This is a genomic window from Alistipes provencensis (genome assembly GCF_900083545.1).
Lineage (GTDB): Bacteria > Bacteroidota > Bacteroidia > Bacteroidales > Rikenellaceae > Alistipes > Alistipes provencensis.
On the sequence record NZ_LT559262.1, the window covers coordinates 1221953 to 1233423 of the forward strand.

The following is an 11471-nucleotide window of genomic DNA, read 5'->3' on the forward strand; positions in this document are numbered from 1 at the left end:
TGTTTTTTCGGTTCTTATTCGTAAATTTTCGGATGAGGGAGCGTCACGAAATCTTCGTCCTCGATCATCTTGTAGGTCAGTTTCAGAATCAGGTCGTTGCGGACCTCCTTCAGTGCCGGATCGTCGATCAGGTTGCGCTGTTCGCCGGGATCGTTCCGCAGGTCGTAGAGTTCGAACATCGGGCGTGTCGCCGGGAAGTAGAGGCGGCTCGAACGCGCATCGAGCCGGCCGCTTTCGTGCATACGCTTCAGTTCGGCGAACATCTCCGTGCCGGCGAAATCGATGGGAACCCACGGCTGTCCGGGCAGCAGGTTGTAGATGAGTTTGTAGCGTTCGCCGACGATGCAGCGCATCTGGTCGAAGACCGAAGTGTCGGTCGGCAGCGAATTGGTCGCGTGGCAGCTCCGTACGGAATAGACCCATCTTTCGGCCGGGGTCTGGCCCTGCGTCATGAGGGGCAGCAGATTTTCGCCCTCCATCTCTTCGGGGACCGGCAGTCCGGCGGCCGCTAGACAGGTCGAAGCGATGTCCACGTTGGAGACCACGGCGTCGGTCACGGCCGGAGCGATGTGCCCGGGCCAGCGGATCATGAACGGAACCCGGATGCCGTTTTCATAGAGCGTGCCTTTGGCCATGAACTGCGCTCCGCCGTTGTCGCCCATGAAAATGACGATCGTATCGTCGCTCAGTCCGTGCTCGTCGAGGTAGCGAAGCACCTCTCCGAAATCGGCGTCCATCCGATGTATCTCGTCGTAATAGGCTGCCGTGTATTCGCGGACCAATTGCGTGTCGGGATAGAACGGCGGGAGGGTCAGCGACCGGGGATCGTGCACCTTCGGGGCGTCGTAAGGCGTGTGGGGATCGGAATAGCAGAGTTGCAGGAAAAAAGGCTTGTCCTTGTCGCGGCGTTCCATGAAGGTCCGGAACTGCGCGTTGATCTTCCAGTGGCTCTCGCCTTTGCGGGCGTCGGCGACGACCATGCAGGTGTCGAGCCGGTCGGGGAAGGTCTTGTAGCCGTGCTCCGCATAGTAGAGTTCGACCTCCTTGATCTTTCCGACCCGGCCGCTGACGGCTCCGTCGAGGTGGTAGCCGCGTCCGGCGACGCCCGTGTAGTACCCGTTTTCGCGCAGGTATTCGGGAAAGGCACGGAAGCGGCGGGCGAGCGTCACGTTGAAGCGGGTCATGTTTACCGCCACGGGCGAACGCCCCGTCATGATCGAGGCGCGCGAGGGTACGCTCTGCGGCGAGGTGGCGTAGGCGCGGTTGAAGCGCACGCCCTCCGAAGCGAATCGGTCGAGATTCGGCGTCCGGATGTCGGCGTTGCCGTAACAGCCGACGGCGAAGGCGCTCTGGTCGTCGCTCAGCACCAGCAGGATATTGGGCTGTTTCTGAGCTGCGACGGCGGCAGTGCCGCCCAAGACACCGCCGCAGAGCAGCAGTCCGGTTTTCAGTCGGGTTTTCATGCGTTTTCGGCTTTGCGGTTCGTGAATTTCGTGAGCAGGAAGCCCGTGAGGAAGATGACCGTCGTTCCGAAGACGATCGTCAGGTAGGTGTGCAGCGGGCTGTGGAAGCGGTAGAAGGGCGAACCTTCGTTGATCAGCGGCGAGAGGCTCATCCATGCGATGGTCAGCAGGCCGAGGATCACCGCGATGACGGCGTGGGCCCGGCGTACCGTCTTGCAGACGACGCCCAGCAGAAACAGTCCCAGCATGCCGCCGCTGAAGATCGACGCCAGCTTCCACCATGCGTCCAGCACGCCGTCGATGCGCATCATCATCAGTCCCATGATGATGCCCAGCGTACCCACGACGAATGACGTGGCGTAGAGTACCCGCATGCTCTTCTTTTCGGAGAGCTCCTTTTTCGAGAGCCGTTTGGCGAAGTCCGTCAGTACGATCGTCGCCGAGGAGTTGATGCTCGTGGCGATGGTCGACATGCCGGCCGAGAAGAGCGAGGCGATCACGAGACCCGTGAGGCCCGTGGGCAGTCCGTGGACGATGAACCACGGGAACACTTGGTCCGACGGCGTTCCGGCGGGCAGCAGTTCGGGCTGTGCCGTGTAGTAGGAGAAGAGCGCGGTGCCGATGTAGACGAAGACGAGCGACACGGGGATGTAGAGCAGTCCGCCGAAGAGGGTCGACTTCACGGCTTCGGCCGTCGAGCGGGTCGTCATGTAGCGCTGCACATAGTTCTGGTCGATGCCGTAGTTCTGCATGTTGACGAACAGTCCGTAGATGAGCACCACCCAGAAGGTCGGTTCGGTAAGGCTCGCCCCGAAGCTGCCGAGACTGAACTTGCCGTGCTCCGAGGCTATTGCGAAGAGCTGTCCGGGGCCTTCGGGCATCGTGAAGGTGAGGATCGCGGCGCAGGCGACGGCCCCGACGATGAGGATGATGCCCTGAATGGCGTCGGTCCAGACCACGGCGGCGATACCGCCCAGCAGGGTGTAGATCAGCGTGGCGATGCCCGTACAGATGATGATGGTCTGGATGTCCCAGCCGAACATCGTGTTCAGCGGCAGGGCCAGCAGCAGCAGGATCGAGCCCACGCGGGCGAGCTGCGTCAGCAGGTAGCAGACGGCCACATAACAGCGGGCCCAGTATCCGAAACGCATTTCGAGGTAGTGGTAGGCCGAGACGCTGTTGATCCCGCGGTAGAGCGGGATGAAGACCTTGGCCGCGAGCCATGTGGCGATGGGGATCGAGAGGCTGAAGACGAAGGGATTCCAGTTGCCTTTGTAGGCGTCGCCGGGAAGTCCCAGAAAGCTGATGCTGCTGACGAACGTGGCGAAGATCGACATGCCCACGACCCATGTGGGCAGCGATCCTTCGGCGGCGGTGAATGCCGCGGCGCCTTTACGGCTGCGGAAGTAGAACGAGCATCCGAAAAGGGCGACGCCGCCGACGAAGATGAAAAAGACGAGGTAATCGAGTATGGTTATCTCCATTTTTTATCGGGTTAGGTAGTTTGGTCGTGTGTTATGCTATTCGCCGCATTTGATGCCCAGCGCTCCGAGGGCCTGACGGATGCGGTCGCGTTCCTCGGTGCGGAATTTCCGGTAGGGATAGGAGAGGTAGTCGTCGCAGATGCCCAGCAGCGAGAGCGCGCATTTGACGCCTTTCAGGTAGCTCGACCCGTATTTGCCGACGGTGTAGAGCGACGTGCTGATCTGCATGATGCGGTGCTGGAGCCGGCGGACCCGGGCGATGTCGTGGGCTGCTGCCGCGTCGTACATCTCGACGTAGAGTTCCGGGAAGATGTTGGCGCCGCCGTTCACGCCGCCGTCGGCGCCCATCACGACGCTCTCTCCGGTGAGCTCCTCGGGACCGACGTAGAGTGCGAAGTCCTCGCGGTCGCCCAGATGGTAGAGCAGCGTCTGGAAATAGGTCATGTTGGCCGAGCTGTCCTTCAGTCCGACGATGTTCGGATGGTCGGCCAGCGCCTTGACGGTCGCGGGTTCGAGGAACACCTTCACATGCGAGGGCATGTTGTAGAGGAAGAGCGGCAGCGGCAGTGCGTCGGCCAGCGCCGTGTAATATTCGATCAGTTCCTGCTGCGAAGGCGCGAAATAATAAGGCGCTGCGGCGACCACGCCGACGGCTCCGCAGGCGGCGGCATGCCGGGCGAGCTTCACGCTCTCGTCGAGCGACGTGTCGGTGACGCCCACCAGCACGGGAACGCGCCCGGCGACCGTGCGGCAGACCAGTTCGACGAAATCGTAGCGGCACTTGTAGGAGAGGCTTTGCGCCTCGCCGGTGGTGCCGAGGAGGAAGAGGGCGTGGACGCCGCCGGCGAGGATGTGCTCCGTGAGCCGTACGGTGCCTTCACGGTCGATTTGGTCGTCACCCTTCAAGGGGGTAATCATCGGGGGAATGATCCCTTTGATAGTCTTCATCTTTTTTATGGTTTGGGTTTTAATCAGTTGTTCGTTTTGTGTCGTTCGATCCACCGGATGACGGCCGGATAGGTCTCGTCGCCGTAGGCGTAGCGCTCGCGCATCCAGAAACCGTGGCCTCCCTCGGGATAGATGTGCATTTCGGCCTTCACCCCGCGGCGGTTGAGGGCCCGGTAGAAGGCGATGGAGTTGTCCGGGACCACCCCTTTGTCGTCGTTGCACAGCAGGAGCATCACCTCGGGCATCTCTTCGTGGACCTGTCCGAAGGTCGAATGGCGCTTGCGCAATGCCTCCTCCCCGCTGCGGGCCCCGAGGAGGTTCTCCCGGGTCCGGACGCTGGAGTATTTCATCGAGATGACCGGGTAAACGAGTACGGCGAAATCGGGACGTGTCTCCGCGCTTGTGTATTCCGTGATGAGCGTCGAGGCGAAGTGGCCGCCCGCCGAGAAGCCGATAATCCCTACGCTGCGGGGATCGATGCCCCATTGCACGGCGTTGCGGCGGATGACGCGCATCGCCTGCTCGCCGTCCTCCAGCGGAATCCCGGGATGGCCGTTCGGCATCCGGTATTTGAGGATCATCGCCGCGATGCCGTGCTCGTTGAGCCACTCGGCGGTCTTGTAACCCTCGTGCGTGATGCAGACTTTTTCGTAACTTCCGCCCGGCACGACCAGCATGGCCTGTCCCGTGGCGCGGGCCGGATCGGGAAGATAGACCAACAATTCGGGATCGCTTACGCCGACGTAGTACCCCTTCTCGTTGATGCTTTCGGACAGCTCCTCCAGCCCGGTTTTCGTCGGGGTTCCCTCCGGGAAGAGCTTGATGCGCAGCGGCTCGGCCGCCTGCGACACGGCGACGGCCAGCAATAGAGCGCAGAGTGTTGTGAAACAGGTTTTCATCGCGCCAGCCGATTTGCCATTCGGTAGAAATGGCCGTCCTCGGCCCCCAGCAGGAGTTCGGGCGTGCCGTCGCCCCGCCAGTCGATGGGGGTTGGGCAGGTCGTGTGGCCGGCCAGCACGCGCTCGCTGATGTTGCCCATATATTCGTACCACACCTCGCCGTTCTCCTCGCGGACGTTGCGGAACCAGCAGGCGTTCTGGCTGTCGACGATCAGGTCCAACCGTCCGTCGCCGTCCCAGTCGATGAAACAGATCTTGCGGCGTCCGGATTGTCCGCCGATGCCGTCGTTCAGGCGCAGAAGTCCTTCGGAGCTCTCCATAACCCCGTTTTTGGCGCTGTAGAGCGAGCAGTTCGTGCCGTGGAAGATGCGGCGTCCGGGGCGGAGCAGCAACTCGCCGTCGGGCGTGCGGAAACGTTCGTAATAGGCGAGGTAACCTTCCTGATCGAGAACGATGAGGTCCGTCAGGCCGTCGCCGTTCCAGTCCATGGCCACCGGCGTCGTGCGCCATTGCGTGACGAGCGTGCCGGATTCCGGCGTCCACCAGTTCCATGCGGGTTTGGGCGTTTCGCCCTCCCAAGCTACGCGCACGGGCTGTGCCGGAGCGAGTTTCAGTCCGTCTTTGCTGCCGAGGTTGCGGAACCATTCGATTTTGCCCCAAATCGAGTTGACGATGATGTCGGGGTGTCCGTCGCCGTCCCAGTCGGCCACGGAGAGTACCGTGTAGCCCCATTTGCGCTCGGCGGGTCCCTGTATGGAGCCGTTCTCTCCGGCTTGTATGCGGATGGGTTTGCCGTTGACGGTGAAGAGCTGCGGGGCATCCCAAACGGGGTTGTCGCCGCCCGAAAGGTTGCGGATGAAAGCGATCTCCCCGGCCGAGTTCCCGGCAACGATGTCCTGTTTGCCGTCGCCGTCCCAGTCGTAGGCGCAGGGGGTTGAGAGGGCTCCGAATTTCACCAGATCGGCTTGTTGAGTGAAGTAGACGGGCGATTCGAACTGGGGCATGCCTTTTTTGACCTTCCCCGTGTGGCGCACCCAAGCCACGCGGCCGTCTTCGTCGCCGACGATAAGGTCGGGATGTCCGTCGCCGTCGAAATCCGAAACCACCGGGACGATCATCTCCAGATGGAGGCGAATCTCCCCGTGTTTGTTGGCAAGCGGACGTCCCGCCGCAAAGCGGGGCTCCGTGCGGCTCCCGATGTTCTCGAACCAAGTCAGCCCGTCGACGAATTCGCCGCATATCAGGTCCAGATCGCCGTCGTCGTCGAAGTCGGCGATACACGGATTGGGAGCTCCGTAGACGTCGATCGGGGCGCCTGCCGCCTCCACTTTGCCGCGGTTGACATATCCTTTGCCCGTGTTTTCGAGCAGGTAGACGTAGCCGTGCAGCGGACCCCGGGTCCAGCGCCCGAGGCTGTCGAAGGCGTTGTCCCAGCCGTAATCGTCCCATGTGTCGATGCCCACGACGATATCCTTGTCGCCGTCACCGTCCCAGTCGACGTAGTTCCACATGTTGCTCCGCGACTTCTTGTAGGTGGCGCCGAGCTCCTCGCCCTCGTAGCGGAGACGCCGCTTCTTGGCGTAGGGAGCCTTGAAAAAGTCGGGGTATTCGAAGTTCTTGGAGAGGACATACGGTTTGCCCTCCACCTCCGAAAGGCGGATGTTGTTCATCCCCTTTTCGCTGATACGCTCTGCGGCGGCGAAACGGGGATGGCGCGGCGTTCCGATGTTCCTGAAAAAATAGAGTCCTTTGTAGGGGCGGTCGGGGCACGACACCAGCAGGTCTTTCACGCCGTCGCCGTCATAGTCCACGGGCAGCGGAATGCCCCACAGTCCGACCCCCAGATCGACCGTGAGGTCCGGGTTGTTGTATCGCAGGATGTCCTTATCGGATTGTGCCGGGGTTTCACCCCCCCCCTTGGGATCAGTGGTAGGTGACGCCTGTCGAATGTCTGTTGCGGCCGATGCCGATGTCGTGATGAGGAGTGCGGCGGCCAGCGCGGCACTGCGGACGGCGAAAACGCTCGCCTTGTAAAACGGAAGGATTGCCGGGTTCATGGGTTTATGCAGGTTTCTTATAAATCGTTTTAGCCTCAGGGTAAATATTTTTAGCCTTCCGCGACGGCCTGTTCCACGCTCCGCAGTTCGTCTTCGGGAGCGCTCTCGACGATCTCGGGCGTCAGCACGATGCGCGTGCAGTTTCCGGGTTTGTCGCGTTGTTCGATGCTCTTGATCAGCAGGTCGAGGGCTTCGGTCCCGAACTGTTCGATGGGCTGACGGACATAGGCGATGGCGGTTTTGTAGATGTCGAAGGCTTCGTTGGTGTCGAAGCAGGCGATGGCAATGTCTTGGGGCACACGCCAGCCGTTGCGGAAGATGGCGCTCAGTCCCTGACCTGCCAAGGTGTTGGTGGCGAAGAGGAAAGCCTCGGCGCGGCGTTGCCGGGCTTCGCGGATAATATCCTCGATCTTGGCGAGTTTGTCATGGCGCAGGTGGTGTATGACGGCGTTTCCGCCCTTTTCATACGCCTGCATGCAGCGGCGGTAGCCCTCTTCGCGCTCGCGGATGTTCGAGAGCCCCATCGAGTAGGAGATCATCTCGATGCGGGAGAACCCACGCCGGATCAGCGCTTCGGTCGTTTCATATCCGGCGCGGCGGTTGTTCAGCACGACGCTGCTGACCTCCAGATCGGGGACCTCACGGTCGAGCAGCACGAGCGGGATGTTCTGGTGGGCGATGTCGCGGATGATCTCGTCCGCACCCTCGCACGGAACGACTATCAGACCGTCGATCCCCTTGTTGCGGAAGACCTCGATCAGGTTCTCCAGCTTTTGCGGATTCTCGTCGGTGCTGCCGAACAGCACGGTATACTTATGTTTATATGCGTGGTTTTCGATACACCGGGCGATGTCGGCGAAGAATTTGTTCGAGATGTCCGAGACGATGACGCCGATGGTGTTGGTCTTGCCGCTGCGCAGGGTGCGGGCGGCGTTATTGGGCTGGTAGTTCAGTTTCTGCGCGACCTCCAGAATACGCTGTGCGGTTTCCTTGTTCACGCGGTAGGTATCCTTGCCGTCGGCTTTGTTGTTCATCACGAACGAGACCAGAGCGATCGAAACGCCGGCCTCTGTGGCTATATCTTTTATGGTTACTCGCTTCGTTCGCATATTTTTTGCGTTTTTTTGCAATATCTGGGATTTTCTGTTACTTTTGCAAAAGTAATTAAAACGTTTTAATAAACAAATTTTTTCTTCGATTTTTTGATTTTATCCCTTTCGAAATATGAAAACTTACGGTGAAGCGCGCTCATTTATGGAGACTTACGGCGTTCAGGGCGTGGAACTGTCCGATGAATCGGGACGTGCCCGGATCTATCTGGTTCCGGCGTGGCAGGGACGTGTGATGACCTCGACCTCGACCGGACCCGAGGGGCCCGGCTACGGCTGGATAAACCGTTCGCTGATCGCTTCGGGGGTCCGGAAATCCCAGTTCAATCCCTTTGGCGGTGAGGAGCGTTTCTGGCTTGGGCCCGAGGGCGGCCCCTTCTCGCTCTACTTTGCACCCGGCGCCGAGCAGGTCTATGCCAACTGGCAGGTCCCGGCGGCGCTGGACACCGAGCCTTTCCGGGTGGTCGGCCGCGACGCCCGGCAGGTGCGCTTCGAGGCCGGGATGTCGCTTCGGAATGCCACCGGAACCCGCTTTGAGGTGGGTGTGGCGCGGCGTGTCGAGCTGCTTTCGCACCGACAGGCCGAGGCGGCGCTGCGGCATGCCTTGTCGCCGGAACTCGCTTTGGTGGCCTACCGCAGCGAGAACCGCATCGGGAACTGTGGTCCGGACGCTTGGACGCCCGAGGGCGGCGCTCCGTCGGTCTGGATGCTCGGGATGTTCACGCCGTCGCCGTCGACGACGGTCTTCCTGCCCTGCGACGGGGAGGATGTCGAAACGGCTGTCAACAGCGACTATTTCGGAACGCTCCCGGCCGATCGGCTCTCCGTGTCCGGAGGGCTCGTATGCCTGCGGATCGACGGTGCTTTCCGGTCGAAGATCGGCCTGCCCGCGGGCCGCGATACGGGACTTTGCGGCAGTTACGACGCGGCGGCGCACCAACTGACGCTGGTCCGCTACCGGCGTTCCACGACGGGCGACCGTTATGTGGAGAGCCGCTGGGGGCAGCAGACAGACCCTTTCGGCGGGGACGTCGTCAACGCCTACAACGACGGGCCGACCGAAACCGGCGAGGTGATGGGCCCGTTCTATGAGATTGAAACCTCCTCGCCGGCGGCCTTCCTGCGGCCCGGCGAGACGCTGTGCCACACGCAGGAGGTCTTCCACCTGCAGGGGGACGAGGCCCTGCTCGAAGAGCTCCTCCGCGGACTGATACCCGGAGGATTGCGGGCTGTGAAAGAGGCATTTAACTATTAACCGAAATAACTATGCAATCTCGAACCAACTATCTTTTGGGCGTCGATTTCGGGAGCGATTCCGTGCGGTGCCTCGTCGTCGACGCTGCCGACGGGTCGGAGCTCGCCTCGGCGGTGGTGGCTTATCCCCGGTGGGCCGAACGGCTCTATTGCGACCCCTCGCACAACCGCTACCGTCAGCATCCGCTCGATTACATCGAGTCTTTGGAGACGTCGGTCCGCAAGGCTTTGGCGGCCTGCGGACGCGATGTCGCCGACGCCGTTCGCGGCATCTCCTTCGACACCACGGCCTCGACCCCGGCGCTGACCGATGGCAAAGGCACTCCGCTGGCCCTGCTGCCCGAATTTGCCGAGGAACCCGATGCGATGTTTATCCTCTGGAAGGACCATACGGCCCTCGCCGAAGCGGACAGAATAAACGATTTAGCAAAAAAATGGGAGATCGACTATACCCGTTACAGCGGCGGCACTTACTCCTGCGAATGGGTCTGGGCCAAGATGCTCCACTGCCTGCGCCATTCGCCCCGGCTGCTGCCGGCGGCCTATTCGTGGGTGGAGCACTGCGACTGGATAAGCGCCCTGCTGGTCGGCGACACGATGCCCGAGACGATCGCCCGCAGCCGCTGCGTGGCAGGGCACAAGGCGATGTGGCATGCCTCGTGGGGCGGTCTTCCCGCACCGGAGTTTTTGGAAACGGTCGATCCGCTGCTGCGCGTCTTCCGCGGGCACCTCTATTCCCAAACCGTTACGGGCGACGCATGCGTCGGGCGGTTGTGCGGCGAGTGGGCTGCCCGGCTGGGACTGAGGGCGGGCATCGCCGTCGGCGTGGGGGCCATCGACTGCCATGTCGGGGCCGTCGGGGCCGGTATCGTCCCCGGAACGCTGGTCAAGGTGATGGGAACTTCGACGTGCGATATCGTGGTCGGCACTTACGAGGAGGTCGGCAGTCGTGCCGTGCACGGCATCTGCGGTCAGGTCGACGGTTCGGTATTGCCCGGATATATCGGTTTCGAGGCCGGGCAGGCCGCTTTCGGCGACCTGTATGCTTGGTTCCGGCGGGTGATGGCGTGGCCGCTGCGGCAGATTGCCGAAAGCGACCCGCAGCTCGAAGAGCGAATCCTCGGGGAACTGACGGCCGAGGCTGAACGTCTGCCCTTGACGGACGAGGACCCCGTGGCGCTCGACTGGCACAACGGACGCCGGACGCCCGATGCCGATCCCCGGGTGCGGGGTGCGCTGGACGGGCTGACCCTTGCGACGTCGGCGCCGGCGATTTACAAAGCGCTGGTCGAAGCGACGGTCTTCGGCTCCCGGGCCATCAACGAGCGGATGCTCGAAGAGGGCGTGCCCATCGACAACATCCTCGCCATCGGCGGCATTGCCCGCAAATCGCCTTTCGTGATGCAGACGATGGCCGACGTCATCGGCGTTCCGATCCGGGTGGTCGACAGCGATCAGGCCTGCGCTCTGGGGGCGGCGATGTTCGCGGCGGTTGCCGCTGGACTCTACCCGTCGGTGCCGGAGGCCCAGCGGGCGATGTGTCCCGGTTTTTCGGACGAATACCTGCCCGATATGGAACGGCATGCGATTTACGACCGTCTCTATGACCGCTATTTGAAACTCGGAGGCCGTCGGTAAACGGGATGCTCCGGATAATTGACACCGCAGGTCGCGGGCAAAAGCCGACAATTCGTTTGGCTTTGTCCGCGGCTTGCACTATCTTTGACTTTGTCTTGGATAGGCGGCGGTTCGGAAGTGCTCAAATAAATTTGGCACTCCGCTCACCTTGCACTATCTTTGTCCTATGACAGTGATCAGATTGACCAAGGAATTTTCGTTCGAGGCGGCGCATGCCCTCGACGGATACGACGGGCCGTGCCGTGAGATACACGGGCACTCCTACCGGTTGTTCGTGACGGTGAAAGGCCGCCCGGTCGAAGATGCGGAGAATCCCAAATGCGGGATGGTGATGGACTTCGGGGTGCTGAAGCGGATCGTCAGCGAGGAGATCGTCTCGTGTTTCGACCATGCGCTGGTGCTCCGGGATTCGGCGTCGGGCGCGGAATTGCGCCGCGTGCTCGCCGCGCGGTTCGGCAACATCGTGACGGTCGGTTACCAGCCCACCTGCGAGAACATGCTCGCCGATTTCGCCCGCCGCATTGCTGTCCGGCTCCCCGAAGGTGTTGCGCTCCATTCGCTGAAGCTCCACGAAACCGCAACCTCGTTTGCCGAATGGTTCGCCGACGACAACGAATGA

9 protein-coding genes are annotated in these 11471 nt (G+C 61.8%); 3 read left to right on the forward strand and 6 right to left on the reverse strand.

Going from position 1 to position 11471, the window contains the following annotated elements; all coding sequences use genetic code 11:
* Nucleotides 1-14 precede the first annotated feature (14 nt).
* From BN5935_RS04860 to BN5935_RS04885, 6 genes are read right to left on the reverse strand one after another with little or no spacing between them, the layout of a single operon-like run.
* The gene (locus BN5935_RS04860; protein ID WP_064975122.1) at nt 15-1463 is read right to left on the reverse strand and encodes a sulfatase family protein; all 1449 of its coding nucleotides are present in this window, start codon (nt 1461-1463) and stop codon (nt 15-17) included.
* On the reverse strand, nt 1460-2947 hold the full coding sequence (locus BN5935_RS04865) for a sodium:solute symporter family protein (protein ID WP_064975123.1): 1488 nt from the start codon (nt 2945-2947) through the stop codon (nt 1460-1462). The genes BN5935_RS04860 and BN5935_RS04865 overlap by 4 nt, the downstream gene beginning before the upstream one ends.
* 36 nt (nt 2948-2983) lie before the next feature.
* Nucleotides 2984-3895 carry a dihydrodipicolinate synthase family protein gene (locus BN5935_RS04870; protein ID WP_064975124.1) on the reverse strand — a complete coding sequence of 304 codons (912 nt, stop codon included), beginning with the start codon at nt 3893-3895 and terminating at the stop codon, nt 2984-2986.
* Nucleotides 3896-3918: 23 nt separating this feature from the next.
* A complete protein-coding gene (locus BN5935_RS04875) occupies nt 3919-4794 on the reverse strand; it encodes an alpha/beta hydrolase (protein WP_064975125.1) in 876 nt (291 codons plus the stop codon).
* Entirely contained in the window at nt 4791-6851 is a 2061-nt protein-coding gene (locus BN5935_RS04880) for an FG-GAP repeat domain-containing protein (RefSeq protein ID WP_064975126.1), read from the reverse strand. The genes BN5935_RS04875 and BN5935_RS04880 overlap by 4 nt, the downstream gene beginning before the upstream one ends.
* Nucleotides 6852-6901: 50 nt before the next feature.
* Nucleotides 6902-7960 carry a LacI family DNA-binding transcriptional regulator gene (locus tag BN5935_RS04885; RefSeq protein WP_235821012.1) on the reverse strand — a complete coding sequence of 353 codons (1059 nt, stop codon included), beginning with the start codon at nt 7958-7960 and terminating at the stop codon, nt 6902-6904.
* A 115-nt stretch (nt 7961-8075) separates the two neighbouring features.
* Between BN5935_RS04885 and BN5935_RS04890 the strand changes: the two genes are divergently transcribed.
* The 3 genes from BN5935_RS04890 to BN5935_RS04900 all read left to right on the forward strand — a co-directional run bounded on the left by BN5935_RS04890 (nt 8076) and on the right by BN5935_RS04900 (nt 11471).
* Complete coding sequence (locus BN5935_RS04890; protein WP_064975128.1) at nt 8076-9215, forward strand: DUF6786 family protein; 1140 nt, start codon at nt 8076-8078, stop codon at nt 9213-9215.
* Nucleotides 9216-9226: 11 nt separating this feature from the next.
* Nucleotides 9227-10852, forward strand: coding sequence for a ribulokinase (locus tag BN5935_RS04895; RefSeq protein ID WP_064975129.1), 1626 nt, complete (start codon nt 9227-9229; stop codon nt 10850-10852).
* Nucleotides 10853-11018: 166 nt separating this feature from the next.
* Nucleotides 11019-11471 (forward strand): 6-pyruvoyl trahydropterin synthase family protein, encoded by a 453-nt coding sequence (locus BN5935_RS04900; protein WP_204244889.1) that lies wholly within the window; start codon nt 11019-11021, stop codon nt 11469-11471.